The 26920-nt window shown below is 62.5% G+C and carries 26 protein-coding genes and 2 pseudogenes; 23 read left to right on the top strand and 5 right to left on the bottom strand.

From position 1 onward, the window contains the following. Nucleotides 1–99: 99 nt before the first annotated feature. From HUK73_RS15935 to HUK73_RS15945, 3 genes are read right to left on the bottom strand one after another with little or no spacing between them, the layout of a single operon-like run. On the bottom strand, nt 100–942 hold the full coding sequence (locus HUK73_RS15935; RefSeq protein ID WP_176593033.1) for a hypothetical protein: 843 nt from the start codon (nt 940–942) through the stop codon (nt 100–102). Further along, a complete protein-coding gene (locus HUK73_RS15940) occupies nt 939–1886 on the bottom strand; it encodes an MvdC/MvdD family ATP grasp protein (RefSeq protein ID WP_176593034.1) in 948 nt (315 codons plus the stop codon). Before HUK73_RS15940 ends, HUK73_RS15935 begins: the two co-directional genes overlap by 4 nt. Before the next feature lie 14 nt (nt 1887–1900). Beyond that, a complete protein-coding gene (locus HUK73_RS15945; protein WP_176593035.1) occupies nt 1901–2275 on the bottom strand; it encodes a hypothetical protein in 375 nt (124 codons plus the stop codon). 219 nt (nt 2276–2494) lie between these two features. On the opposite strand from HUK73_RS15945, the gene HUK73_RS15950 reads away from it, so the two are divergent. The 3 genes from HUK73_RS15950 to HUK73_RS15960 all read left to right on the top strand — a co-directional run bounded on the left by HUK73_RS15950 (nt 2495) and on the right by HUK73_RS15960 (nt 6169). Beyond that, a complete protein-coding gene (locus HUK73_RS15950; RefSeq protein WP_176593036.1) occupies nt 2495–3337 on the top strand; it encodes a hypothetical protein in 843 nt (280 codons plus the stop codon). Nucleotides 3338–3812: 475 nt separating this feature from the next. Next, the gene (locus HUK73_RS15955) at nt 3813–5258 is read left to right on the top strand and encodes a nucleotidyltransferase (protein WP_176593037.1); all 1446 of its coding nucleotides are present in this window, start codon (nt 3813–3815) and stop codon (nt 5256–5258) included. A gap of 2 nt (nt 5259–5260) precedes the next feature. Then, nucleotides 5261–6169 carry an S-4TM family putative pore-forming effector gene (locus HUK73_RS15960; RefSeq protein WP_176593038.1) on the top strand — a complete coding sequence of 303 codons (909 nt, stop codon included), beginning with the start codon at nt 5261–5263 and terminating at the stop codon, nt 6167–6169. Between the two features lie 42 nt (nt 6170–6211). Here HUK73_RS15960 and HUK73_RS15965 read toward each other — a convergent pair whose 3' ends face one another. Then, a complete protein-coding gene (locus tag HUK73_RS15965; RefSeq protein ID WP_176593039.1) occupies nt 6212–6778 on the bottom strand; it encodes a hypothetical protein in 567 nt (188 codons plus the stop codon). A 221-nt stretch (nt 6779–6999) separates the two neighbouring features. Here HUK73_RS15965 and HUK73_RS15970 point away from each other — a divergent pair, with 221 nt between their 5' ends. From HUK73_RS15970 to HUK73_RS16010, 9 genes and pseudogenes are all read left to right on the top strand, one after another. Next, entirely contained in the window at nt 7000–7761 is a 762-nt protein-coding gene (locus HUK73_RS15970) for a LuxR family transcriptional regulator (protein WP_176593040.1), read from the top strand. A gap of 16 nt (nt 7762–7777) precedes the next feature. Further along, nucleotides 7778–8521: a LuxR family transcriptional regulator gene (locus HUK73_RS15975; RefSeq protein ID WP_218036621.1), complete on the top strand. Its 744-nt coding sequence runs from the start codon at nt 7778–7780 to the stop codon at nt 8519–8521. A 72-nt stretch (nt 8522–8593) separates the two neighbouring features. Then, nucleotides 8594–9205 carry an acyl-homoserine-lactone synthase gene (locus HUK73_RS15980; RefSeq protein ID WP_176593041.1) on the top strand — a complete coding sequence of 204 codons (612 nt, stop codon included), beginning with the start codon at nt 8594–8596 and terminating at the stop codon, nt 9203–9205. Between the two features lie 10 nt (nt 9206–9215). Continuing rightward, entirely contained in the window at nt 9216–10091 is an 876-nt protein-coding gene (locus tag HUK73_RS15985; protein WP_176593042.1) for a phytanoyl-CoA dioxygenase family protein, read from the top strand. A 125-nt stretch (nt 10092–10216) separates the two neighbouring features. Further along, nucleotides 10217–10558, top strand: a complete 342-nt coding sequence (locus HUK73_RS15990; RefSeq protein ID WP_176593043.1) for a hypothetical protein — start codon at nt 10217–10219, stop codon at nt 10556–10558. Further along, nucleotides 10555–11223, top strand: a complete 669-nt coding sequence (locus HUK73_RS15995; protein ID WP_176593044.1) for a lytic transglycosylase domain-containing protein — start codon at nt 10555–10557, stop codon at nt 11221–11223. Before HUK73_RS15990 ends, HUK73_RS15995 begins: the two co-directional genes overlap by 4 nt. Beyond that, nucleotides 11220–11567, top strand: coding sequence for a TrbC/VirB2 family protein (locus tag HUK73_RS16000; protein ID WP_015449338.1), 348 nt, complete (start codon nt 11220–11222; stop codon nt 11565–11567). The genes HUK73_RS15995 and HUK73_RS16000 overlap by 4 nt, the downstream gene beginning before the upstream one ends. Next, on the top strand, nt 11564–11914 hold the full coding sequence (locus tag HUK73_RS16005; protein WP_015449339.1) for a type IV secretion system protein VirB3: 351 nt from the start codon (nt 11564–11566) through the stop codon (nt 11912–11914). Before HUK73_RS16000 ends, HUK73_RS16005 begins: the two co-directional genes overlap by 4 nt. Then, nucleotides 11907–13214, top strand: a pseudogene (locus HUK73_RS16010) (transporter); the annotation flags it as partial. The gene HUK73_RS16005 and the pseudogene HUK73_RS16010, both read left to right, overlap by 8 nt. 35 nt (nt 13215–13249) lie before the next feature. Here HUK73_RS16010 and HUK73_RS16015 read toward each other — a convergent pair. After that, nucleotides 13250–13843: a recombinase family protein gene (locus HUK73_RS16015; RefSeq protein WP_013039114.1), complete on the bottom strand. Its 594-nt coding sequence runs from the start codon at nt 13841–13843 to the stop codon at nt 13250–13252. Nucleotides 13844–13982: 139 nt separating this feature from the next. On the opposite strand from HUK73_RS16015, the gene HUK73_RS16020 reads away from it, so the two are divergent. The 11 genes and pseudogenes from HUK73_RS16020 (at nt 13983) to HUK73_RS16070 (ending at nt 26915) form a co-directional block, all read left to right on the top strand. Then, complete coding sequence (locus tag HUK73_RS16020; protein ID WP_011627729.1) at nt 13983–16940, top strand: Tn3 family transposase; 2958 nt, start codon at nt 13983–13985, stop codon at nt 16938–16940. Nucleotides 16941–16997: 57 nt separating this feature from the next. Then, a pseudogene (locus HUK73_RS16025) lies at nt 16998–18101 on the top strand (transporter); the annotation flags it as partial. Between the two features lie 3 nt (nt 18102–18104). Then, nucleotides 18105–18818 (top strand): type IV secretion system protein, encoded by a 714-nt coding sequence (locus HUK73_RS16030; RefSeq protein WP_176593045.1) that lies wholly within the window; start codon nt 18105–18107, stop codon nt 18816–18818. Continuing rightward, complete coding sequence (locus HUK73_RS27190; protein WP_369805535.1) at nt 18818–19033, top strand: EexN family lipoprotein; 216 nt, start codon at nt 18818–18820, stop codon at nt 19031–19033. Before HUK73_RS16030 ends, HUK73_RS27190 begins: the two co-directional genes overlap by 1 nt. Before the next feature lie 17 nt (nt 19034–19050). Further along, nucleotides 19051–19995, top strand: a complete 945-nt coding sequence (locus HUK73_RS16040) for a type IV secretion system protein (protein ID WP_176593047.1) — start codon at nt 19051–19053, stop codon at nt 19993–19995. Nucleotides 19996–20329: 334 nt separating this feature from the next. Continuing rightward, complete coding sequence (locus HUK73_RS16045; RefSeq protein ID WP_176593048.1) at nt 20330–21028, top strand: virB8 family protein; 699 nt, start codon at nt 20330–20332, stop codon at nt 21026–21028. After that, nucleotides 21025–21882: a P-type conjugative transfer protein VirB9 gene (virB9, locus tag HUK73_RS16050; protein WP_176593049.1), complete on the top strand. Its 858-nt coding sequence runs from the start codon at nt 21025–21027 to the stop codon at nt 21880–21882. The genes HUK73_RS16045 and virB9 overlap by 4 nt, the downstream gene beginning before the upstream one ends. A 3-nt stretch (nt 21883–21885) precedes the next feature. Continuing rightward, nucleotides 21886–23109, top strand: coding sequence for a type IV secretion system protein VirB10 (virB10, locus tag HUK73_RS16055; protein WP_176593050.1), 1224 nt, complete (start codon nt 21886–21888; stop codon nt 23107–23109). A gap of 3 nt (nt 23110–23112) precedes the next feature. After that, nucleotides 23113–24117 carry a P-type DNA transfer ATPase VirB11 gene (gene virB11, locus HUK73_RS16060; RefSeq protein WP_176593051.1) on the top strand — a complete coding sequence of 335 codons (1005 nt, stop codon included), beginning with the start codon at nt 23113–23115 and terminating at the stop codon, nt 24115–24117. Continuing rightward, nucleotides 24101–26062: a type IV secretory system conjugative DNA transfer family protein gene (locus HUK73_RS16065; protein WP_176593052.1), complete on the top strand. Its 1962-nt coding sequence runs from the start codon at nt 24101–24103 to the stop codon at nt 26060–26062. The genes virB11 and HUK73_RS16065 overlap by 17 nt, the downstream gene beginning before the upstream one ends. Then, nucleotides 26052–26915, top strand: a complete 864-nt coding sequence (locus tag HUK73_RS16070; RefSeq protein WP_176593053.1) for an LPD7 domain-containing protein — start codon at nt 26052–26054, stop codon at nt 26913–26915. The genes HUK73_RS16065 and HUK73_RS16070 overlap by 11 nt, the downstream gene beginning before the upstream one ends. The last annotated feature ends 5 nt before the right edge of the window (nt 26916–26920 follow it).

A 26920-nucleotide genomic window follows, 5' to 3' on the forward strand; every position in this document is an offset into this window, starting at 1 on the left:
ACATGGATCGTGCGAAATTGCTGCACGAAAAGGCACCTGCGGCAACGTTGACCCAAGATGGCGAGCGTTACGTCAGCTGCAGGAAGCCATCGACCAGGCCTAGTGTGGCCTCACGCATTCCTTGGCGTGCTCGGGGCAATCGAGCTGGCGCGCGGGCCCTGGGCTAAGCTTGGTCACTACCGGCTGCTGACTAATGGGCGGTGCGACATGGGACGGCTTGACCGGTGATGGGTTGCCACCGGAATCCGGTAGATTTTTACGCGGCGGAAACGCTGGCCGATCGCGCTCTACGACGACCGCCTTCGCCGGCGGCGGCTCTTGCGTCGCATTACGGAAGCCCATCGCGTAAAATAGCGGATCAAGGAGTAAAAGCAGGACGAATGTACCGAACGCCCGCAGCAGGTGCTCGTGCGTCACACGGATGCGGGTAATCTTCGCATTGACTGCGTCTCTCGACCGCCTGGTTGCCAGGAGCGTGCCGCGCGTAAGTTTGCGCAGCGGCTTCTGCGTCTGCCACGCCGCCGCAATTTCCGCCTCCCCCACGCGTTGAAAGCCAGCCACTTGAAGCGTCTTGAAGGCGTGATAACCGGCCGCCGCAATGTAGATCGTCGCCACCGCCAGCACGAACAGCCGCGCGGCATCGGGCGCCGGCCCGGCTTTCTTCTCCCAGTTGGCTGCCTGGAGCGTGATGATGACGGGGACGAGTGCGGCCAGGACGGCAAGGTAGGTCGTGGCCTTGCTTTCAGCGGTCCGAACACGCTCAATCTCGGTGGCCGAGACCTTCTGGGCCTCGTCTAGCGCCCGTTCGTCGTTCAAGGTGTAGTCGGCAGCCTCAATGGCGGCGATGTCTCTCTGAAGGCGCTGGTCCTCGACCGCCTGCTCAGCGGGCGTGAGCTTTTCGATGTATGGGAAGATTAGGTCGAGGGCGCGCCAGCCATTCATTCGCCGCGGTCGCCAGCGAGAGCATCGACGATGGCGGCGGTTACCGGCGCTCCCGTCCGCTGCTCGATCCAGGCCCACTGCCCATTCGGATTGGCCTCAAGGAACCAGAAGCGGCCGTCTTCGTCCTCCACAAGATCGATCGCAGCAAATCGCAGGCCGAGGTCCCGGGTCACCGCGATGCAGGCCAAGGCCAGATCCACAGGCAGCTCCATCGCCTCGTGCGCGAGATCGAGACGAACGCCCTTGCGCCAGTCGACCTGGGTCTCGTCGTGCGCCTGCGACAGGATCCTCGTCGCGAAGATCGCGCCGTCGATCACGACCACCCGGACGTCTGACCTTTTGAGGATCTCCCGCTGCAGTATCAGCGGCGCTTGTCGAACGGCCTCCGTGTCGCCAGCCTCAAGCTCGGCAACCCGACTGGTGAAGATGACGCTGCCGACCTCGCCGTCGTCGATCAGGGCGTGGCGCAACGGCTTCGCCACCATGGAACCTTCGGCGAGGAAGGCCTGCGCCGCGTCGAAGGAGTTGGTAACGAGCGTATCGGGGATCGCCAGCCCCATGCGGCGCGCGGCGGCGAGCTGCCGCGGCTTGTCCTCCGCCCGCAGGATCGAAAATGGTGAGTTCAGCCAGCGGCCTTCGAGCACGTTCCAGAGGCTGCGCAGGATCGCCGACCATTCAGCGGTCACATAGGCGGCGGTCGCCTCCGCGCCTTCCGCCTCGAAGCTACCAGGCCGACGGTAATAGGCGCCGGTGACGTCCGAAAGGGAAAAGCTGCCGCACGGTCCGGTGAGCGTCAGTTCCGCAGGATCGCCATTTGCCATCACAAGTTCGTGTTGCGGTAGGTCCTCGGTGTTGAGGCGGATGAATGGCAGCCCGCGCCTGCGCATCTCGAGAACGACGAAGTCCGTCGTGACGTCGCGCTTGTTGGTGACGAGAAGGATCAAGCCGGGTCGTCCGCTCACCAGTACGGCGTCACCGCCTCGTCGTCCCGTTCCTGCTGAACGTCAGTCTTGGTCGTCAGCTCTGGAAGGCAAAGCGAGGCGTCCTCGTCATCCGCTTCCTGCCTGACTTTGGTAAACGTGCCTGTCTCCATCGACCCGAACCGCGTGGGATCGTCGTCATCAACCTCAACATGCGTCATGGTCTTGCTCTGCGTAGCGACCAGTGATCCACCCGCGACCTCAATGATCGGAACTTCGCCATCCTCGCTGTCGATGACCCAGACGCCGAGCTCGGGAGAATAGCGGCCAGGCATCTCTGAGTCGGCTGACCGAGGTGTCGCGAAGCGGAGCAGGAATGGATCAGTTTTGATGACAGGGGAGAAAAAGGTCATTGGCAACAGTCCCACATCGAGGATCGCGTCAGGAACATATAGAGAAAACGAGACGGGAAGGTAAGGGCCTCAACGATCATTTCGGCATTGGAACTTCCGCAATAGCAACCGCACTCGGCAAGCGGGCATAGGAATCGCTCGCCCCCCGGAGCGAAACTCGTGGTGAAGCGCGCCAATGTTTCTATTTCGTTCCCATATGGGCGTGCTAGAAACGCCCGTATGAAGCTTACTGAACTCCGCCATCGCGTCGAGCGTTACATCAGCGGCGATTGTCGCGTGGCAGATCTCGACCGGATTTTCCTCGGGTTGCGCGATCGCTGTTATGGCCTCGCCTCCATCCGAGAGATTGGTGACTTCGTTGCGCATCGCGATCAGCGTGAAAAGGGACCTGTCACCGACAAGGTCAAGGACATCCAGCTGAGTTTGGAGTCGTGGCTTGCCCAAGGCGAAGGAAAGATTCCCGATCTCGCCGCGGCGAAGCGGATCAGCGTCGCTAACCTGCGCACTGCCACTGACGCGCAACTTGACGCGCGGCTGGGTTTGAGGCGTGACGTGGTGAAGGCCGTGCTCGCCCAGGCCATCAAGAAGATGGAGAGCGACCGCTACGACAAGATGACCTTGCGGGAACAAGCGGTCTTCAACTACTTAGCGGCCGCCTTCATCTGGAACCCGGCATTCACGGACGAGCAGGTCGCTCAGGATCTCGCAACCGTTCTCGTCAAGGCCGGCGCGCTTCTCAAGGACGAACGCGCCGCCTTTGATGGCAACAATGCTTTCCTAGCCCTCTACGTCACGGCGTTGATGCATGACTCTGCGGTCGTGATGGACGATGGATCTCGGTTCGAACTGGTTGCTGGCTTCGCCAACAAGGAGAGCCGGATCGAGGTAAAGGCTCGCATCGAACTTGCGGGCTGGGGCAAACCGGTCACCGCGCCAATCTGCGTGTTCTGGACCAGGCTGATCGGCACCGATCACTGTTCGGAAGATCTGGCTGCGGTGCCTGGCGCTTGGAACGGCGCGATCGAGATCGACGCTTCAGGTCGCCTCGCCAGCTTCGCCTGAGCGCAACGCCGGTCTTGAATTCAAGCCGGTTCCAATTCGTCAGCATGGACAGACGGATAAGCAGATTCGTGGCCCGGCGAAGGGCGATTTCTTTTTTGCAAGGATGGGTGTCCGTTTTTGTCACCCTCATCGCCGATTGTAGTGTTGTGACAACCGAATCGGAGACGACAGGATGAAATGCGTAAGCAGGGCCTCGATCGGCCGCCATATCATCGACATCGATGGCTGCCTGCGGGCGACCAATCATTCGTCTGTGTCTGCTGAGGATATTCTCGCACTCGGTGGGTCGGCTACGCGAAACTTAGAGGTTTGGCTGGAAATCTATGGGGAGAGCTGGCTGCTCGGCCCTTTGGATCGCGTCGAGCTTGATGCGAATACGGTCGCTTTTTTTCGGACGCGCGCCCGCGCACCGGCAGATTTCGCCTTCAATCGTGCGGAGCGCGCGACCATCGCTCTTGCGGCCTGAGGCGATATCATGAAGCTGGTTTCTCAGTTTACGTCTTTTCTCAAAGACACGGTCAACCTCAATCAGACCCGCATCGACCTGCTTGAATCCAACGTGGAAGCGATCAGGAATTTCATCCGCCAGTGCGAATGGTCCCCCCGGGTCCGTGGATTTGAAGAACAGGGTTCGTGGGCGCACGACACGATTATCAAGCCGGTTGATGGCGGCGAATTCGATGCTGACCTTCTGGTTGTCGTGGATCCCGTCGATGGCTGGAGCGCGAAGGACTATGTCGCGAAGCTGGGAAAGGCATTCGCTGACAGCTCCGTCTATGGCTCCAAGGCTAAAACCTGGGACTATTGCGTCACCATCACCTATCCCGGCGAGCGCAAGGTCGATATCGCCCCGCTGGTTCGATCACGGAAATATGACGGAAGCCAGGAGGTCTGCAATCGTGCTGCCGACCGCTTCGATGCCAGCGAACCGGTGGAATTCACGGCATGGCTCCGTGAGCGCAATGCACTGTCGGGATCAAACAGCTTCCGCAAAGTGACGCGATTGATGAAATATCTCCGGGACATCAAGACTACGTTCACCTGCCCCTCGGTTTTGCTCACGACGCTGCTGGGCATGCAGATCCACTGGTACGACAAGGATTCCGACGCATTTTCGGATGTCCCTACCACCCTGCGGACAGTCATCGGACGGCTTGATGATTGGCTGCAGGATCGGCCGGCTAAACCGCGGGTGGAGAACCCGAAGCTTTCGAGCGAGGATTTTGCTGCCAGCTGGACCGATACCCAGTATCTGAACTTCAGGTCGTTCATTCACAAATATCGTGGATGGATTGACGAGGCCTATCTCGCTGAAGACCGCGCTGCCAGTATTACTGCGTGGCGGCGTGTTTTTGGCGAGGCCTTTGCCAAGGGCGAAGTAGTAGAAGCGTCTAAGGCCAATGGGGAGGGCGTGTCGCGAGTGCGGGCTCTGCTGACCAGTACCGCCGCTCATCTCGACAGCCTGGTCGAGGTCGTTCGTGATTATGGCGTGTCGGTCCTCCCAGATTTCTTCTACCGGCCCCCGCATATGCTCGAGCCCAGTTGGAGCAGGGCGCCGCACGTGTCGCGCGATGTCCATGTCACGGCGACTTGGCATCAAACTCGCAATGTGAATGCCATTCGCACGGTAACGCCAGGAGAGGTGCTGTCCCGCCGGGGAGGCTTGTGGTTCGAAGCGAGGATCGGCGGAGGACAGCCGTTGCCCAGCGGTTTTCGGGTACAGTGGCGCATCACCAATACAGGCGCGGCGGCGCTGTCACTGCGGCAGGGGCGTGGCGACTTCTATACTCCCCAGCAAAATGGACGGCGGTGGGAGGAGCTGCATTATCGTGGCGTGCATCTCGCCGAGGCCTTCATCATCAGGATGGCCGACGATGTCCTTGTCGGACAAAGTCCGCCGTTCCACGTGGTGATTGAGTGACTATGAACGACATAGCTGAGCGTCAAAACGCACCGCATTTCTTGCGCTTGCTGCGCGCCCGATCCGAGATCTATCGGCGCGCCACCCGCCTGCAGCTGGTGCAGGTCACGTTGACCGTCATTGTCCCGGTCGTGATGGCGATCGTCGCGCTATTCACGCCAGCGATACGCCCGTTCGCTGGCGCATTATCGGTCAGCCTCACGCTCATTGACATCGGATTTCTCGACAGAGCTTTGAAGCGCCGCTTGAAGACTGCGGCTCTGATCTGCGAGCGGTTCGACTGCGACCTTCTAAGACTGCCATGGAGCAAATTCGCCGCCGGCAAGCCGCTTGAACCGGAGATTATCACCGAGGCGGATCGGCGATGGCCCAAGGGCGATGCAAAGCTCATCGATTGGTATCCGACCGCCGTCGGACGGGCGCCATTGCATTTAGCACGGATAATCTGCCAGCGAACAAATCTGTGGTATGACGCAAAGCTGCGCGAAAACTACAGTTTCCTATTGGTCGCCGGGGCCGTCGCAATCGTGCTCGCGTTGGTAGCTGCTGGGCTAGCCCTCAATCTGCCCTTCACTGATTTTGTCGTCACGGTCCTCGTTCCAGCAACCCCGGTTCTGTCCTGGGCTGTGCGCGATGCCTTTCGGCAGCGTGATGCGGCCGATGCTCAGAAACTGGCCCGCGCAGAGGCCGAAGCACTATGGGAGCTGGCGCTCGCGGGAGGTTGCGACGACAGCGAATGTGAAAGGCGGTCACGCGAATTTCAGAACAGCATATTCCAGCGCAGAACCAGTAATCCGCTGCTCCTGCCTTTCGTCTATCATTGGCTCCGATCTGGGATGGAGCTCGACATGAATCTGGGGGCCGCTGAGTTTCTGCGCCAGGCTGGGATAGCCGAAGTCAATCAATCCTGACGGCAATCTAGGTCAGATACCGAAGGCTGGATGCAAGACCGTTTATCTCGTGAACGCGAATTCGCTCTGGACCGACGCTTTCGGCGCGCGAACCGCCGGGCCGAGAAGACGCGCATCCCCAACCAATGTATAGACGGCATGGCGCTGCCCGCCGCGGTTCCGGTGGTCGACGCGATAGCCTTGATAGTGGCGCCGCAGGAATCCTGCATTCACGAGTTCGGAAACCGCGCGGCTGAGATTGCTTTTGCCTGCAGTTCGAATGCGCGCGCACATTTCCTCGGCGACCGCCCGCTGTGCATCCTCCGCATCGCGCGGGAGCACTCCGCCTCTGGCGAGGTCTCGATGGACGCGCTCGGCCAAGGCCAAGTTACGCGGGCCGCGTTGGGCCATTGGCGTGAGCGCGTCGCAAAGCCAGTCGCGCAGCGAAACAAGCTCGTTGCCCCGCTTGATCCAGGGACCGGCGCTCCCGTCGGGACCGGCGACCTGCGCAATCAGGTTGAGTAGCATGAAGGCGTAGCGGGGGCGGCTTGAGGCCTGCGCCAATCTCTCGAGTACGGCTGCGATATCGCAGCTGCCGGAAGGTTCGAGAGGAGCCGAGGGTTGAAACATAACACGACTGAATCAAGCACAGACGAGGATCAATGTGAATCCGAAATCCGCACCGTTGGACGTCATTTGTCGTCTATGACACTTTACCGGCGGGCAAAGTGTCATAGATGATTCATTCCTCGAAGCATGTTGCGAATCGTTCTCAACTCGCCGTGATAATCGCCGCGCTGGCCGCTTAGCGCTGGACGGGGAGGCGTCCTGGCGACGAGCTTCGACCGTCTATGACGAACAGGATAAGAGACTGCGGCCGCCTGGCTGACCTTACACGTTTCGCAGAGGAATGTGCGCGTGCTGAAAACCTCGGCGATCTGCAAGGCACCATCGATGCCGCCGTGCGCGAACTTGGCTTCCGCTGGTTCACGCTGCTTCACAATGTCGATCTTCGGCGCGGAGGCGGGCAGAGCCTGTTCCTCACCACCTATCCGTCGGCTTGGCTCGAGGAGGTGCTCGCGGAGCGCCACTATATCGAGGACCCCATCCACGCGGCCTGCGCCCGCACGCCATCGGGGCTCGCCTGGGACCGGGTGGGTGACGTGCTTGAGCTTTCTTCGCGCCAGCGAAGCATCCTGAAACGCGCCAGGGATCATGACCTTGCGGCGGGCTATAGCTTGCCGATCAGGACGCCGGGTGAGCCTGAGGCGATTTTTACGGTTGCCCGATCGCGCGACGAACCGTTGGAGGCGACGGAAATCCTCATCGCCCGGTTGCTGGGTTCGGTCGCCTATGACCGGGCGCGCGAACTGCTCGGCGAAGAAATAAAGGCTATGGCTTTCGTTCCCCTCAGTCCGCGCCAGGTCGAGTGCATCGTGCTCGTGGCCCAGGGTAAGAGCGATTGGGAGATTGCCCAGATCCTTGGGCTTAGTCGCGACACCGTGCACGAATATGTTGAATCCGCGCGCCGGCGCTACGGCGTGCGGCGCCGAACGCAGCTGGTGCTGCGCGCAGTTCGCGACGGCCATCTCAACATGGACGCGCTTCTCTGATCTCGTTTGGGCCGTGATGATCGGGCTCAGGGACGTTCAGGACTTCTGCGCGGTCGCCGCGACAATCAAGGACAGCCAAGCACTAGCCGGCCTGATGGCCGAGATCACGCGCGCGATGGGCTTTCGGCATTTCGCATTGGTTCATCATGTCGACCTGAAATCCGCAGCCGGCTCGGTCCACATCGTCGACTATCCGCCGGACTGGGTGGAACGCTTCCAGGCGCGGCGCCTCTATGCGAGCGACCCGATCCACCGCGCCAGCCACCGCACCCATGTTGGCTTCGCCTGGTCGGCGGTTCAATCGATCATCCCTCTCACCGCGGCCGACCGGTCGATCCTGGCAGAAGCCCGCGAAGCGGGGCTAGGCGATGGTTTCACCGTTCCGGCCCATATTCCTGGCGAGATCAATGCCTCCTGTTCGTTCGCGATGGGACCCGGCGAAGCGCTCGACCTGGACCAACTCCCACTCGTCCAGTTGATTGGCAGTTTTGCGTTCGAAGCCGCGCGCAAGCTTTCGCGAGCCGGCCAGCATCCATGCGAGAACCCGAGCCTGACTGAGCGGCAGGCCGAATGCGTCGCGCTCGTCGCGCGCGGGAAGACCGACTGGGAGATCAGCCAAATCCTTGGCATCGGGCAGGAAACCGTGATCCAGCATGTAAAGGATGCGCGCGACCGCTATGGCGTGACGAAGCGCACGCTGCTGGCTATCCGTGCCTTGTTCGATGGACAGATCAGCTTCGCAGATGTTTTCGGCCGATGATCTCCCCAGGACTGGGGATAACCGAAAGGGCGCGAGCCTGATCGACTGACCGCCTCACCAAAGGAGGCTGTCATGCATATCGAAACCGGCGTTGCCCGCGCCATGGAAAACCGCCTGTTCCGTTCGATGTTCGAGGAACGCAAACGGGTATTCGTCGATCTTCTGCTCTGGGAGGTCCCGGTCCTTGCTGGCCGCTATGAAATCGATCAATTTGACAATGATCGGGCGGTTTACATCGTAATTGCCGGGAGCGACGGCGAGCATCGTGCCTCCGCGCGGCTCCTCCCAACCGCTCATGACCATATTCTCGGCACCATCTTCCCGGAGCTGTGCGAGGACACACCCCCGCGCGGCCCCGACATCCTGGAAATCACCCGCTTCTGCCTAGCGCGAAGGCTACGTGCCCGAGAACGCCTGGAGGTGCGCAACCAACTGGTGTCCGCACTCGTCGAATATGCGCTCGGCAATCATATCCGCAGTTATACCGGCGTCGCGGAGTGGCCCTGGTTCCAGCAAATCCTGAGCTTCGGCTGGCATTGCCTTCCCCTTGGCCTTCCCGCGACGGACCAGGGGCGCTGCCTCGTTGCCTTGCAGATCGACATCGACGGCTCCACGCGCGAACAGCTGCGCGCAAGCGGCGTTTTTCGCCCGGCCGGCCTTGCCGATCTGGCGAGCGCGGCGTGAGGTCGGCGTCATGGCGAGCATCGCACCCTGCCACATCTCCGGAGCAACCACGGCCCGCGAAGACCTGCGGCGGCACGGCTTCTGTGTGCTACAGGACATCGAGCCCCAAGCCCGAATTGCCGAGATCGATCGCGCCCTCGATCCGCGCTTTGCCAGCACACCCTTTTGTCAGGGCGGCTTCTATGGTCCACGCACCAAGCGCTTCGGCGGGCTCCTGAAGCGCGTGCCCGCTGTCGAGAACCTTGTCCGAAATGCTGCCGTCATGCGGCTGGTGCGCTCGGTCCTCGACCCTTGGTGTGATACCATCCAGCTCAACCTCACGCAGGCGCTCGAACTGCATCCGGGCGCGCCAGCGCAGTTCCCCCACCGGGACCAGGATATGTGGCGCGGCCCGGCCGGCGAGCTCGAATATCTCGTCAACGTGATGTGGCCGGTTTCTCCGTTCAAGGCTGAAAACGGCGCGACATTGATCTGGCCGGGGAGCCACAATCTCGGCACGGCGGGCGATGATGGGAACCCGATCGCCCTCGAGGCGGATCCCGGTTCGGCGATCCTTTTCCTGGGGTCGACGCTCCATGGGGCGGGTTCGAACCATACAAGCGCCGTGCGGCGCGGTATCATCATCAGCTATTGCCTGGGTTGGCTGAAGCCCTACGAAAATCAATGGCTGACCTATCCACCCGATGTGGCCAGTGCGTTCGATCCAGAGCTTGCCGCGCTTGTCGGATATCAGCAGCACCGCCCCAATCTCGGCAATTATGACGGGCAATGCCCGTCCATCCTGCTTCGGGGCGAACCGCCGGAATATCTGGCTGCCACCGATGCCCTCCGACCCGATCAGGAGGGTGCCTTGGCCGAATTCCTACGGCACCAGCATGCGGGCTGATCAAATCCCCCCGGCTGGGGGGATTGTCGAAAGCGAGGCCCAGCGGAACAAAGAGAGGTGAAATCCAACGGATAGCTGACGCCAATTCCCGACGCGGGAGGTGTCTCTCGCGGGGGAATGACCCGATGCAACGTGCGACTCTCGGCCTGGCGGTGCTCGCCATGGGCACCGCCCTTCAACCGACTCCGGCGCGAGCGAATGACTTGGGCTGCCAGGTTCTCCTGTGCCTTTCCAACCCCGGTGGCGCGACCCAATATGCCCGGTGCGTCGCGCCCATGGCCAAGCTGTGGCGGCGCTTGGCCACCGGCGGCTCCTTTCCCGGCTGTGTCGGCGGAGGCGTCGCAGGCACCAAGGTCTATGATCGGGAATCGGCAACGCGGCGCCGGGTTGTCATGACGTTCAGCGATGGGCGCCGCGAAACCTACTCGCTGGCCAATATCGAGCGGCTGCAGGACGGCGCTCGATGATCCTCGACGTCGCCAGTCTTCTCGCCCTTGCAGGCTCATGCGCGCCAAGCGTGGCGCCTGAGACGCTGATCTCGATCGTCCACACTGAAAGCCGGTTCAACACGCTTGCGATAGGGGTTAACAGTCCGGGTGTGCGTAAGCCGGCGCCGGTGACGAGGGCACAGGCGATTGCCGCGGCGCGCAGCCTCATCCGCCAAGGTTACAACATCGACCTCGGGCTTGGGCAGATCAACAGCGCCAACCTCGGATGGCTGGGTCTGTCGGTTGAGGATGCCTTCGAGCCGTGCCGCAACCTCGCCGCCGCCGCCCGGGTTCTTGCGACCAACTACCAGGCGGTTGCGCGCTTCGCCCCGAGCCCTGACCATGCGATCGCAACAGCGCTTTCGCTCTACAATACCGGCGATCGGCGCCGCGGGTTTCGCAATGGTTATGTCGCCCGCGTCTATGCCAGCGCGTCAACCGTCATCCCCTTGATCCGCGGCAGGCGCCCAGCGCCTGTCATGCCGGCACCTGTCCAGATTGCCGACGCGGCGAGCGCCAATCCGCAAGCCTCCGCGCTCGCGGCGACGCAGGCGGCCGGCTGGAACACCACCGCCGATGCCCGGCAGGCCTCGCTCATGGTCTTCGGGGACGGGGCAACTTCTGAGAAAGGACAGCATCCATGACAGCGATCACCGCCCGCCTGGGCTCCCAGCCCCAATGGGCGCGTCTTCTGCTGCGCATCGCCGGCATCGCCGGCATCGTCGGTCTGGCGGTGCTTGTCTCATTGCTGCTCAGCGATCCCGCCCATGCGCAGGGCGCGGACGGCATCACCTCGATGGCGGAGAACATCAAGACCTGGCTGACGGGAACCTTCGCCAAGACGATTGCGGTGATCGCCGTCGTCATCGTCGGCTTCATGTTCTTCACCGGACGGGCGAGCCTCGGCCTTTTGGTGACGGTCATCGTCGGCATTTTCATCGTATTCAGCGCGCAGTGGATCGTCGATACCATCACGGGTGGCGCGTGAAGGAGGCAGCGTCCTCGAACGAACGGCTGCGCGAGGAAACGCTCTTCCTTGCGGTGACCCGGCCGACGATGTGGCTGGGCGTGCCGCTCGAAGCGTCCTTGCCGATCGCGCTTGCTGCCTGTCTCACCCTGATCGTCAGCGGCAATCCGCTTTACGCGGTGGCGATCGGCGGTGCGTGCCTCGCGGTCGCGCGCCTCATCGTGCGCCACGACGCCAATGCCTTTCGCCTGTTATGGTTGTGGACCTTGACCAAGGCGCGCTGCCGGAACCGCGGCTGGTGGGGAGGCAGTTCCTATTCACCGCTGCCGGTCGCGGGGATGAAGCGGAAGGGTTTCGCGCGTGGCTAGCGCCGCCCAACTGCCGCCACGCAAGACGCCCTGGCGGGTTCTGGCCCGAGAAGCGGAGCCCGGGCGCTATCTTCCCTATGCCCGCCATGTGACGCCCGATGTGATTGCGCTCGATAGCGGCGATCTCATGATGATGTTCCGCCTCGAAGGCCTGGCTTTCGAGACGGCTGATCCGATCCACCTCAACGATTGGCACGAGAAGCTCAACGGCACCTGGCGCAACATCGCCGACGATCGGCTTGCGATCTGGACCCACATCGTCCGCTCAGCCGTAGGGGACTATCCCGAAGGGGAGTTCCGCTCGAGGTTCGCCGCCGAGCTCGACAGCAAATATCGTGCGCGCGTCACCGCCAAGCGGATGTTCGTCAACGAGCATTATCTGACGCTTCTCATGCGTCCAGCAGTCGGATCGGCCGACCGGACCGGGCTGCTTCTCAAGCGGATCGCGAAAGCCAGGGCGGCGGCGCAGGAAGTCGATCCCGATGAACTGGCGCGCTTCGAGGAGAAGGCACGGGACATCGAGAAGCTGCTCCGCCGCTGCAGCCCGTCGCGCCTCGCCCTCTACGAGCATAATGGCCTTATCTTCTCCGCCCCGCTCGAGGTGCTCGAGCAAGTGATGATGGGCGCGCGATCCAGGGTTCCGCTCGTCCGCGGTCATCTGGGATCGGCGCTTTATGGCGAGCGCGTGATCTTCGGACGCGAGACAGTTGAGATCCGCGCCCATGACGCAAGCCGCTGGCAGGGTATCTTCGGGATCAGAGAGTATCCCGCGCTCACGCGCCCGGGCCAGATGAATGCCTTGCTCGGCCAGGATTTCGCCTTCGTCGTCTCCCAATCCTTCACTTTCATGGGCAAGGCGCGGGCAGCCGAACGCCTGCGCCGCCGTCAGAACCAGATGGCCTCGACCGAGGATGCCGCAGCGAGCCAGGCGCTCGATCTCGCCGATGCCGCCGACGATCTGCAAAGCAACCGGTTCGTGCTCGGGGAGCATCATTTCTCACTGGCCGTCTTCGCCGAGAGCCAGAGGCGGCTTGCCGATAATCTCTCGGCCGCGCGCGCGGCACTGGCCGATGCCGGCCTGGTGGCGGCGCGCGAAGGACCAGCGCTCGAAGCGGCGTTCTGGGCGCAGCTGCCCGGAAATTTCGCATGGCGGGCGCGGCCGGCGGCGATCACCTCGCGCAATTTTGCCGCCTTGGCGCCGTTCCACACTTATCCTGCGGGCCGAGCCAACGGGAACCATTGGGGGCCTGCCATCGCCATGATGAAGACGGCCGCGCAATCGCCCTATTATTTCAACTTCCAGGGGTGACTGCACGAAAGTGACTTATCTGCACGCTAAGAGCGAACGGACCGGGAACGCTGGGACTTTGTGTTCTTCTCCGTGGCTTCGAGGGCTTTGTAGAGGGCGGTTTTGCCGATCTTGAGGCGCGCGGCGGCCTCGCGAACTGTGAGGCCGGAAGCGATATGTTCGCGCGCCTTGCGGAGCTTGTCAGGTGTGACCACTGGCCGCCGCCCACCGGGGCGACCTCGCTCGCGAGCGGCCTTGAGGCCTGCATGGGTGCGCTCCCGGATCAGATCGCGCTCAAACTGGGCAAGCGAGCCGAAGATGTTGAACACCAGCATCCCGCCCGAAGTGGTGGTGTCGATGTTCTCGGTGAGCGAGCGGAACCCGATACCTCGCGTCGCTAGCTCGCCGACCTTCTCAATCAGATGGCTCATCGAGCGCCCAAGACGGTCGAGTTTCCAAACCACCAGCGTGTCGCCGCTGCGCAGATAGGCGAGCGCCTCGGCCAGGCCGGGCCGATCGGCTTTTGCACCAGATGCGTGATCGTCGAATATCCGGTCGCACCCGGCCGCGTTCAGCGCGTCGAGCTGGAGTGAGAGCTTCTGGTCTGCCGTCGAGACGCGCGCATAGCCGATCAACGCCACATGCAGCCCAATCCTGTCCGTTTTCCCATCATTATCTGATCTTGTCCGAATCGCCGTTATAGGTCCAGAGTTAACGGACATATTCCTGCTGGCCGCCAGAGGACCGTCTGACGGACAAGGACGCGGAAGGAGATAGTGCTTGGCGAGACGGCGACTGGTGAGCGCGGAAATCTGGGCAGGGCATTATGGCGCGCCGCTCGATGAGCGCGAGATTGCGCGGCACTATACGCTGACCGGTGACGACCTGGAAATTGTCGGCCGCCGTCGCGGCGATGCCACCCGGCTCGGCTACGCGATGCTCCTACTCTATATGAGATGGCCTGGCCGTGCGCTGGAAGCGGGTGAAGTCCCGCCCGCTCCTGTGCTCGCCTATGTGGCGCAGCAACTCGGCGTCGCGCCCGAAGCCTTCGCGGACTATGCCCATCGGGACCAGACCCGTCGCGAACATCTCGTTGAAATCCGACGATCGCACGGGTTCAGGATTTTCGACCGCAAGGCTTTCCACGAAGTTGTCGCATTCTCGATCCCGATCGCACAGACCATCGTCCACCCCGGCCAGATGGCGGGGGTCATCGTTGACGAACTTCGGCGCCGGCAGATCCTCCTGCCTTCTTCATCGGTTCTCGAAGCGGTACTCCGGCGTGCTCGCCAGCAGGCCGAACAGCTTACCTATGAAGTGCTCACGAACGGCCTGCGGCCCGATACGCTGCAGGGGCTGGACGATCTGCTGGCCCGACGAACAGGGCAAGCCGCGACATGGCTATCCTGGCTGCGCAATGCACCACAGTCGCCGGCAGCGCGCAACATCCTACGCCTGATCGAACGGCTCACTCATATCCGCGCGCTGGATCTCGATCGCGCCCGTGCCGACATGATCCCGGCTTTGACTTTTGACAGGCTGGCGGACGAAGGCAGCCGGATCACACCCCAGCACCTTGGCGAACTCAATGCCCTGCGCCGCCATGCGACGCTGGCGGCGCAGGGCATCCGTCTTGAGGAAAGCCTGACCGATGCCACCCTGACGATGTTCGACAAGCTGTTGGGCAGCATGTCGCGTCGCGCCGAGAACCGGACCCGTGACAAAGCCCTCAAGACGGTGCGCGAGTTGCAAGGCCATCTCCGGACGCTCACAGGGTCTTGCCGCATTCTCATCGAAGCGCGCACCAACGGTGTGGACTCTCTGGCGCAGATCGAGGCGCTGGATTGGCAGCGCTTCGCCGTGGCGGTCGCGCGGGCCGAAGTACTCGGGCGACCGGAAACCGTCGATCGCACCGCTGAATTGATCGAGCGGCATCGCACGGTGAAGCTCTTTGCCGGTGCCTTTCTCAACACCTTCGAATTTCGCGGCGCCGGTGCGGTGCAGGGACTCCTGTCGGCGCTTACCATCATCGCGGAGCTATACCGGACCGGCAAACGGCGCTTGCCTGATCGCGTGCCGCTGCGCTTTGTGCCCTCCGCATGGCGGCCGTTCGTCCTGCGGGACGGCATCGTCGATCGCGCCGCCTATGAACTATGCGCCTTGTCCCAGCTACGGGAGCGGTTGCGAGCGGGAGACATATGGGTCTCGGGAAGCCGCCAGTTCCGCGATTTCGATAGCTACCTCATCCCGCCGGCCACCTTCGACGCGCTTCGCGAGAAGGGGCCGTTGCCGCTCGCCATCGAAACGGACTTCGATCGTCATATCGAGGAAAGGCGCGCCAGGCTCGACACGGCGATCGAACAGGTGACGGTCCTCGCCCGACAGGGCGAGCTGCCCCAGGTCAGGCTTGACGAAAGCGGCCTTATCATCTCGCCGCTGAAAGCGGCAACGCCACCCGCCACCGAGATTGCCCGTCGCGCTGCCTATGACCGACTGCCGCGCGTGAAGATCACCGATCTCCTGCTTGAGGTCGATGCCTGGACCGGGTTCAGCGAATGCTTCATCCATCGGCGTTCGGGCCGGGAGGCCGACGACCGCAATGCGCTGCTCACCGTCATCCTTGCCGATGGCATCAATCTCGGCCTCACACGCATGGCGGAAACCTGCCGAGGCGCAAGCCTGCGCCAGCTCGCCCATCTCCACGACTGGCACATCAGCGAGGCCGCCTATGGTGAAGCGCTGGGAAGGCTGATCGACGCCCATCGCGCCATGCCGCTCGCCGCGCTGTGGGGAGACGGCACCACCTCGTCGAGCGACGGACAGCAATTCCATGCCGGGGGCCGTGGCGCCGCAATCGGCGACATCAACGCGCGCAGCGGCAACGAACCGGGCGTTGCCTTCTACACCCATGTCTCGGATCGATATGACCCCTTCGCGACCCGGGTAATCGCGGCGACCGCCGGCGAAGCTCCCTATGTGCTGGATGGCTTGCTGTATCAGCAGACCGGCCTGACAATCGAGGAGCACTACACCGATACAGGCGGTGCATCGGACCATGTGTTCGGCCTTATGCCCTTCTTCGGCTACCGCTTCGCGCCGCGCCTGCGCGACATCAAGCAGCGTCGTTTGCACCTCCTTCCCGGCCAGGAAGCCGGCCCCTTGCTTGCCGGCATGACGGCCGAACCGATCGCATTGGGTCATGTCGCGGCGCATTGGGATGAACTGCTGCGGTTCGCCACATCGATACGCACCGGCACCGCCACCGCTTCGGCGATGCTTCGCCGCCTGTCCGCCTATCCGCGACAGAACGGACTGGCCCTCGCGATGCGCGAGCTGGGCCGCCTCGAACGCTCGATCTTCATGCTCGACTGGCTGCGCGACATTGATCTGCGCCGGCGTACCCAGGCGGGCCTCAACAAGGGCGAGGCCCGCAACGCGCTCGCACGCGCGCTCTTCTTCAACCAGCTCGGCGAATTGCGTGATCGGCGGTTCGAGAACCAGACCTATCGCGCCTCCGGCCTCAACCTGCTCGTCGCCGCCATCATCCTGTGGAACACCCGCTATCTCGAAGTGGCGCTGGCTGATATCGGCACGCCCGACGAAATCGCACGTCACGTCGCGCCATTGGGCTGGGAACATATCTCGCTCACCGGCGACTATAGCTGGAATGTTGAAGATCGGCCCGATCCGGATGTCCTGCGGCCACTGCGCGCCATCAGTTCGTTGCTCGCCGCGTAACGTTCACCATACGTTCGCGCTTAGCGTGCGGATGCGTCACTTTCGTGTAGTCACCCCTTCCATGTCGGCGATTTGGGCCACACGCTGATTATTGGTCCTTCCGGCGCGGGCAAGACCGTCGTCCAGAACTTTCTGATGGCGCAACTCGAGAAGACGGGCGCGCAGCAGATCTTCATCGACAAAGACCGCGGCGCGGAGATTTATGTCCGGTCCGCGGGCGGGATCTATCTGACGCTGAAGAATGGGGAGCCTACAGGTTTCGCTCCTCTGCGGGCACTCGACTATGGTCCGCGCAATCTTGTCTTCCTGGGGCGCCTGATCCGGCAGCTGGTGACGCCGGTCGGAGGCCAACTCGGGGTCACGCAGGAGCGCATGATCGACGAGGGACTGGCCTCGCTCGGGCGCCTCGCGCCGGAGGATCGCTCTATTCTCGCCCTGCGCCAGCTGCTCGGCCAGCGGGACCCGGAAGGCATCGGTGCGCGGCTGGAAAAATGGGCGCGGGGCGGATCGTTCGGCTGGGTGTTCGACAATGAGACCGATGCTTTGTCGCTCGAGGCGCCGTTCGTCGGCTTCGACATGACGGATTTTCTCGACAACCCCGAAGTCCGCACGCCGCTCATGATGTACATGTTCCACCGGATCGACGGTCTTCTCGACGGTCGGCGGCTTGTGATCGACATCGACGAGTTCTGGAAGGCCTTGGGTGACGACGCCTTTCGCGCCTTCGCGCAGGACGGCCTCAAGACCTACCGCAAGCAGAATGCGTTCCTCGTTTTCGGTACACAGAGCCCAGCGGATGCGCTGCGCTCCGACATTTCGCACAGCATCATGGAACAAGTCGCGACCAAGATCCTGCTTCCGAACCCCTATGGGCGCGAAGCGGACTATGTCGACGGGTTGGGCCTGACCCAGGCTGAATTCAAGCTCATCCGGCATGATCTGAATCCAGAATCCCGCCGGTTCCTGGTCAAACAAGGCCATGACTCGATCGTCGTCGAACTCGATCTTGGCGGTCTCTCCGACGAACTCGCCGTGCTCTCGGGCACCACGGAAACCGTGACGCTGCTCGACGTCATCCGCGCCGAAGTCGGCGACGATCCCGAAAACTGGCTGCCTCTCTTTCACCAGCAGCGTCGGTCTCCATCGAGCAGGAAAGGATGAGCTATGCATAAAGGCAAATTCGCAGCGATCGGTGCGATTATCCTGGGAACGGCGGGTCCGGCCGCCGCCCAGGGCATACCGGTCTATGACAGCTCCGGCTATTTGCAGGCGCTGGCCACGGTCAAAAACACCCTGTCGATGATTGAGCAGGGCAAAGAGCAGATCGCTGAAGCCAAGCAGCTCTACGGCAGCTTCAACCAGGTCACCGACGTCAACGGTATCGCCCCATCGCTTTCCACCGACGCCATGCGCCATCTTCTGCCGCGCGAGGCCCGCGACCTCGGCAGGCTGATGTCGTCGGACAATGCCAGCCTGGGATCGCTGGGCAGTGCCGCGACCCGGATTCGCGATGCCAATCGCATTGCCCTACCGGAATTGCGGCCCGGCGCTTCCGCCTATGAGCGGGCGTCGCGCGACGCTCTGTTGCGGAATGGCGATCTGGCCGCACGCGATGCCGCGATCGCGGAGTCGGCCTATGGCGTCTCGGCCCAACGCACAGCGGGCTTGGAAGAACTGCGCACCTCGCTCGATACGGCTTCGGACGCGAAACAGGTCATGGACATCCAGGCAAGGGTAGGGGTCGAAGACGCCCACATCCAAAATGATGCCCTGCAGTTGCAGGCGCTGCGGATGCGGCAAGAAGCGGACGCTCGGCTACGGTCGCAGCGCGAGAGCGAAACGATATTGGCTTCCAAGCTCGGGAGCCTGTCACAATGATGGGTAAAGTTCTCCTGCTGACAGCGCTCGCGACGGCTGTCTTAACTGGGTGTGAGCGAGCGCCGCGGGGGAAGGACTATTTGAATTCCCATCCCGAGGAACTGAGCGAACTTATCAAGGCTTGCGCCGATGGCTCGCACTCGAACCAGCAGGAGTGTTCGAACGCCGAAAGTCTTCGAACACTCAACAACAAGATGCGGTCACTCTCAAGGTAGGCGCGTTGGAACTCGGCATGGCTACGGACTTGTTCAGCTCACTTTACACGAACATTGATGGGAAGCTGGACCTTTTCCTAAATGAGCGTCTCCAAAATGTGGTCGACGTCGTGCGCGGGCCGCTGGCACTCGGCCTCGTAATCTACATAGCCCTTTTTGGTTACATGGTGATGCGCGGCATCATCGGCGAACCTTGGGGCGAGTTGTTCTACCGCATGGTCAAGCTCTGTCTTTTGTATATCGCCGCAACGACAGTCGCGTATTCCGAGTGGATCACGACGCCGCTTTTTCATGGAATGCCAGACGCTATCTCGCAGGCTCTCGCGGGGAAGACGATTGGGACGGCCGGCCAGGCTTTTGACGATTACTACACGCAAAGTGATGTCATTATTGCCCGCATTGAGACTGAGGCCGCGAGCTACAGTGATATCAATCCTTATAAATTGGTCCTTTATGCGTTGAGCTTGGGGCTTAAGGCGCTCGCAGGTCTCTCGGCGGCCATCGGCTTCGCTATTACAATATTTGCCAAAGTTGCACTCGCGATCATCATCGCCCTCGGGCCCATTTTTATCGCCCTCGCATTGTTCGAACCGACAAGACGCTTCTTTCATGGCTGGCTTGGCCAAACCGTAAATTACATCGTCTTGCTGGCTGTAATCATCGCGATCACGACCCTTATTACCGATCTCGGGGCAGCTGCCACGGCAGCATCTGAAGGTGTTGTAGATACGGCATTCGGTGCTGTTCTGTTTGCTGCATACATATTTCTCGGCACAATCTTCTTCTTCCAGGCTCCTGCGATCGCCACCGGCATTGCGGGCGGGGCCGCCGCCGGGGTCGGCGCCTTCGCTGGGACCGCCTGGGGGACGATGGCCTCCCCCTTCCGACAACGCCGCATTGCGCGGAACAGCCGCAATCTGGAGCGCTCCGCTCGTCGTGGCGGCTCCATCGAAGCGGCATAGCGAGGCATCACCATGACTTTGCCCTTTCCAAGAAAATCGGCATTCACCATCCGTCAGGTTACGTTCTGTCTCATGGGTACCCTCCCACTGCTCGGCCTCGCGGGTTGCGCTTCCGGACCCAAGAAGCTGGCCGTTTGCAACGGGCACCATCTGCGTGACGTGAACATCTATGGGAGTGTTCTGCCCGGATCGCCGGTGCCTGCGGTCACAGCACCGCGTGCCGTGCCGCCCATTCCTCCCTTGTCTCATCCGGAGGTGGGCGATCCACCGCCTCCGCCCGCAGTGCCAGCGTCTCCGGACGACAAGATTTCCTCCGCGCCAAGGAACGCCCGATATGCGAGCTGCTGATGATCGCGCTGAGGCTGTGCCTGTATCGGGGCTACAGCGCTATTTCCGGGACGCGCGAAGCTGGGACCAGGACAGGGTTCGATCGGCGTTGCGATCGACGCGCGTGGCTTGGACCGTGGCGGCGGTAGCCTCGGTCCTTGCAGCCGCATCCATTTTTGCCGTCGCCGCGCTGGCTCCCCTCAAGACTGTCGCGCCCTATGTCATTCGGGTCAATCAGACGACGGGCGCGGTGGATGTCCAGACGGCGCTGACCCAGCGGCCGATGCGCTATGATGAGGCGGTCACCAAATACTTCCTCGCGCAATATGTCCGCACACGCGAAAGCTGGATACCGGCGGCGGCCGAGGAGAATTTCCGCTTTGTGACGATCCTGTCGCAGCCTACGGAGCAGCAGCGCTGGGCACGCTTCTTCAGCAATAACAATGCCACCAGTCCCCAGAACGCCTGGGGGAAAAACGCGGTCGTGCAGGCGCGGGTGCGCAACATCGCCTTCATCAATGATCGGGTCGCCAATGTGCGATTCACACGGATCGTCCAGACCGAGACGGATACGCAGAGCAGCGATTGGATCGCCACGGTCACATTCGCCTATGCCAATGCGCCGATGGCCGAAGGTGACCGCTATCGGAACCCGCTCGGCTTCCAGGTCGAAAATTACCGCTCCGACCCGGAGGTGATCCGATGAGGGCGCTCGCTGCCGCGATCATCTTGGCGCTCGCACCCATATCTGCGGGCCATGCGGTTGAGGTGCCGAGGGGCGGCCCGTCCGACCCTCGCGTCAAGTTCGTGGATTACGAGGAAACCCAGGTTTATCGCGTCGTCGGCACCTTTCGGACGGCAACCCAGATTGTCCTCAGCGAGGACGAGACGATCCAGCATGTGGCGCTGGGCGACACCTTCTCCTGGGAGGTCGCGGTGGCCGGGCACATCTTGTTCCTCAAGCCACGCGAGCGGGCTGGACCGACCAACCTCATCGTCACGACGTCCCGCGGTGGTGTGTTGCGGAGCTATGCCTTCGAATTGACCGCGCGCAGCGGGCCGATCACCGGCCGCAACGGCCACGCTTATTTCCAGGTGCGTTTCCGCTATCCAAGGGATGACGCGGCGCGGACGGAACGTTTGCGAGCGGCACAGATCGCGATGCAAGCGGCTGCACTGGAGGCCCAGGCTGTACGCGGTGCCCTCGATCATGCGGTGATCGAGGGTCCGCGCAACATGAATTACAAGGTCCAGGGCTCGAGCGAGCTGCAGCCGTCGGAGGTCTCCGACAACGGCCAATTCACGGTGCTGCGGTTTCCAGCGAACCGGGAAGTGCCTGCCATTTATCTGGTGAGGCCGGACGGGTCCGAAACGCTGGTTCCCTTCGATGTCCGTGACGAATTCGTCGTCGTTCATCTGGTGGCGCGCCAACTGCGCCTGCGCCGGGGCGGCGAGGTGCTCTGTATCTATAACCAGGCGCCCGAACCTTATGGCGTCGACCATGGGACGAATACCGGATCGCCCCATGTCGAGCGCACCATCACACATCCGCAGGAATGAACCATGGCCGATGAATCGTCCCCTGTCGTGCGCCAGCTGCACGGTGCCGATCCAACGCCCGAAAGGGACGAAATCCTTCACGAGCGGGGAATCCAGCCGATCGGTGGCATGACGCCCGCGCGGCGCAACACCGCGCTGATCTTCGCCGGCACGGCGATGGTCCTGGGCATTCTTTGGGTGAATTCCGGCACGGGCCGGCAATCCTCGTCTCGTGACCTCACCGCGCCGGCAGGCGCAGCGCGGGAACGACCCGATATCGTCGCTCGGGAAACCGTCGACTATGCCGCGGTCGCTCCTCAACCTCGGCCGCTCGGGGCCGCTGGCGCGGACCCCAACGCGCCGGTGCTCAATCCTGCAGTTGGCGTTCCCGGCCCTGACGGCCAAATTGTTCCAGCCATGCAGCCGGGCGCGGCACCGAGCGGAACCAGTACCCCTCGGCCAACGCTTGCCGAGCAGGCACGGCGGTCCACACTAATTGCCTATGGAGGTCGCGATCTCGGCGGCGAGGCTGGCCGGCCCATCGCTGCGGGGGCTGCCGGCGAAGCGCCGGACAACGCTGCGGGAGCGCCCGAGAGCGGCGAGGGCAGGGCACCCAACGCGCTCGATCTTTTGCGGCAAAGCTCGTCGATCGGGGAGGCGCGGGCCTCGATGCTGCCGAACCGCAACTTTTTGATCACGGCGGGCACATTGATCCCCTGTATTCTGCAAACCGCCATCAATTCCGCGCAGCCCGGTTACACATCATGCCTGATCCCGCGTGACGTCTATTCCGAGAACGGCCGGGTTGTACTGATGGAAAAGGGCACGCGCGTTCTGGGAGAATATCGCGGCGGCATCCAGCAAGGGCAAAATCGCCTGTTCGTCCTATGGACGCGGGCGGTAACGCCTCAGGGCGTGCGGATCGATCTTGCCTCGCCTGGCTCCGATGCTCTCGGCCGCGCCGGGCTTGCGGGCGCGGTCGACAGCTTCTTCTGGGCGCGCTTTGGCGGCGCCTTGCTCCTCTCGCTCGTCGATGATGCCGCCTATATTGCCGGACAGGCTGCCTCCAGCGGCAACGGCAATTTCAACAATGTGACGCGGGCACCCAGCGAAGGGGCGGCGATCGCTCTGCAGAACAATATTAATATCCGGCCGGTGCTGAAGAAGAATCAAGGTGAGGAGGTCGGCATCTTCGTCGCCAAGGATTTCAACTTCGCCGACGTCTACAATCTGGAACTGCGGCGGTAAGCCATGCGCGATACCGCCGTCCTTCGCCACTATCTGGCGCCGCTCCTGCCGCTTCTGGAACCGGAAGATGTCACTGAGCTGGTGATCAACCGTCCGGGAGAAGCGGGGATCGAGGATCGCGGAGGGTGGCGCTGGCAGGAGATGCCGGAGCTGGACAGCGACTGGCTGGGGACGCTCGCCGTTGCTGCGGCGAGCTTCACGCACCAGGACATCGATGGTCAGTCCCCGATCTGTTCGACGGTCCTTCCGGGCGGAGAGCGCTGCCAGATCGTCATACCGTCGGTCACCCCAAGCGGTTGTCCTTCCTTCACGATCCGTAAACCGTCGACCGTGACCCTGCCGATCGACCAATTGGCTAGCGCCGGGCTTTTCCGCACGACGCGTGCCAGCGCCAAGGGCCTCACCGATGTCGATGCGCGGTTAGTGGCGCTGCGCGACGCAGGCGACTGGCCGGAATTCTTCAAGGTCGCCGTCCCTGCGCGCAAGAATATACTGGTCAGCGGTGCCACCGGCTCGGGCAAGACGACCCTCGCAAAAGCGCTCATCCAGCTTATCCCCCCGGAGGAGCGGTTGCTCACCATCGAGGACACCCGAGAACTCGTCGTGCCTCATCGCAACGTCGTTCACATGATCTATTCGAGCGAAGGGCAGGGGCTGGCCAAGGTCGGCGCCAAGCAGCTGCTCGAAAGCGCACTGCGCATGCGGCCTGATCGGATCTTGCTGCAGGAACTACGCGACGGCACCGCCTTCTACTACCTGCGTAACGTCAATTCGGGGCATCCCGGGTCGATCACCACGGTCCATGCCGGCTCGGCCGCCGGCGCGTTCGAGCAGCTAACGCTGCTGGTGAAGGAATCGGAAGGCGGCCGCGATCTTGCGCGCGACGATATTCGCGGGCTGCTCCGCATGCTGGTCGACGTGGTCGTGCAGACGCGGCGCCACAGCGGGCGCTTCGAAGTCGAAGAGGTCTATTTCGAGCCGAAGGCCAGCGATGCTGCCGCGGCGTAATCCTTGGACACTCGGCCTGGGCGCCATTGGCGCGATCCTGCTGTGGGCCGTCATCACCCTGTTCGTTGCCTTGTTCGGGCTCGGGCAGATCGGACCTAATATCGATCTCGACACTCTGCCGGCCTGGCTCTGGTATTATCGCGGCGATCCGCTGCTCGCTAACTGGATCAAGCGGGGAGCGATGGCTGGCGCCGCCGTGGTCACGCTTCTTGTCCTCACGATCCTGCGGCGAGGCCCAGCCTTGCACGGCACGGCGCGGTTTGCGCGCGAGGGCGAAATCCGACGCGAAGGGCTGCGCGCCCCATCTGGCATTGTCGTCGGACGGAAAGCAGGACGCTTCCTCATTTTCGGCGGGAACGAGCATGTCCTGCTCGAAGCGCCGACGCGGGCGGGCAAGGGTGTAGGTGTTGTCATCCCCAATCTGCTGACTTGGCCGGATTCGGTCGTCGTGCTGGATGTGAAGCGGGAGAATTGGAGTACCAGCGCCGGTTATCGCCAACGGGGGGGCCAATCCGTTTACCTCTTCGATCCGTTGGACCCAGAGGGCCGGACGGCACGGTACAATCCCCTGGCCCATATCCGGCGAGCCGATGACACCGAAGTCGTTAACGAGCTTCAGAAAATCGCAGTCATGCTCTTCCCTGCGCCGGAACGATCGGACCCGTTCTGGGCCGAGGCGGCGCGCGCGGCCTTCATCGGCGTCGGCGCACTCGTTGCTGCCAATCCTGGCATGGCCTTTACGATCGGTGAGATCTATCGACGGCTCACCACTGGCGATCCCAAGAGCGACCTTCCCAAGGCTCTGGAAGAGGCGAGGGGGGCAGGACAGCGCCTAAGTCAGGCCTGCGTCTCGGCAATCCAGGATTTCGCCTCGGCTTCGGACAATACCTTTTCGGGGATCAAGCAGACGATCACGGCGCGGCTCAATCTCTGGCTCAACCCAGTGGTCGATGCGGCGACATCGGCAAGCGATTTCGATCTGCGCGAAGTCCGGGCGCGGCGCATGTCGATCTATCTCGGTGTCTCTCCCGACAATATCGACCGGATCGCGCCGGTTTACAGCCTCTTCCTGCAGCAGCTGGTGGATCTCAACACGCGTGATCTGCCCGATGCTGCCAGCAATGTCCCAGTGCTGATCCTGCTCGATGAATTCGCAAGGCTCGGGAAGGCCTCGGTCATCGCGGGTGGCTTTTCCTATGTCGCTGGATATGGCTTGCGTCTGCTGCCGGTGATCCAGAGCCGGGCGCAGCTGCGGGCCATTTATGGTCCCGATGTTACCGACGAAATCATCGCCAATTGCGGCCTTGAGGTGGTGTTCACGCCCAAGGAGCTGAAGGTCGCGAACGAGCTTTCCGAACGGCTCGGCTTCTTCACGATGAATGTAAAATCGCGCAGCCGAACGATCCATGGGCTGCTGGCCAATCGCAGCATATCGGAATCCGATCAGCGTCGTGCGCTGTTGCTGCCGCAGGAGCTGATGCAGATGCCCAAGACCGAGCTGCTGTTGCTGCGCGGCGGCATTGCACCCATTCGCGGTAGGAAGATCGCCTTTTACCGAATGCCGCGCTTCACAAGGCGCGTGTTGTCGCCGCCCATTCTGCCGTCGCGGCCTATCCCCGCTGCACTATCCCCAACGGTTCTGCCGCCTGGCAAGCATCAGATGGTGCCCCCTTACAATGTCGCGGAGGGGCCAACGGCGAAGAGCACGGGCGGGGCCTTGCTGGAGGAGACCAAGATGCGGGAAATGACCGAGGGTGAACTGGCGGGCGCGGCCCAGATTACCGATGACATGCTGGTCCTAGGCGACCTGACTGACTTGCCGCCGCCCGGCGATGAGGCAGCGGCCATCGCTTTCGTGTCATCGATGATCGAGAGGGCGCTTGTGCAGCCGGCAGAGCCGTCATCTTCACCCGTCATGCAGGAAAGGGCAGACCATGGCCGCTGAGAAACCTGTGAAGCCACGCAATGCGGGCAAGCGTAGCAATACGATCGCGCAGGACGCGGGAGCCAAGCCTGCGAAAGCGCCGCAATCGTCACCCGAAGCAACCAAGAAGGTGAAATCGGTAGATCCGTCCTTCCTCCAAGCGGCGTCGCCCGGTGCCATTCCCGAGGCTTTGCGGAAGCGCTATTTCTCCACGACGAGCAAATGGTCGGGCGAGCCCGCATATTTTACGACGGCGCAGGCCAAGGAACCGGCGTTTCGCGACCAAGGCAGACGGCTCATCACCTCGAGCGAAAGCGAAGAGATCGTGCGCGACCTCGTTGCTATCGCCCGCCATCGCGGGTGGTCGCACGTCCATGTTACTGGCAGCGAAACGTTCCGAAGGGCGGCGTGGCTCGAAGCCAGTCGCCACGGTCTGGAAGTTCGGGGATATCGGCCGAACGAACGGGATCTGCAGGAGCTGGATCGCGTCCGGCGCGATGCAAGCCGCAACAGCATCGCCCCTGCCGTCACGGCGCCAGCATCGCGCGAACCCGCTCGCGGCCACCGCCAGGCCGATGAGGCTTCTAGGCAAACATCGTCGGAGCAAAGCCAGGAGAAAAATGCGCGGGCGGCCCAGAGCCAGCTTCGCGTGATTGAGACGGTGGTGCGCGCGGCCTTGTTCGACAATCCGGATGCGGTTGCCAGGGTGATGAAGGTGGCAAACGACAAGGTGCAAACGCATCTGCAGGCGGGGCGGCAGTTCCAGGCAGCCAAGGTGCGGGACATGTCCGGCCGGGCAGTTGAGCCGTCGGGCCGGAAGCGGCAGGAACCCGGCAAGGAACGACCGCCGCTGCAACGATCTCGAGGCCGTTGATCGAG

Origin of the sequence: Sphingobium sp. EM0848, from assembly GCF_013375555.1 — a bacterium.
In the GTDB taxonomy this organism is placed as follows: Bacteria; Pseudomonadota; Alphaproteobacteria; order Sphingomonadales; family Sphingomonadaceae; genus Sphingobium.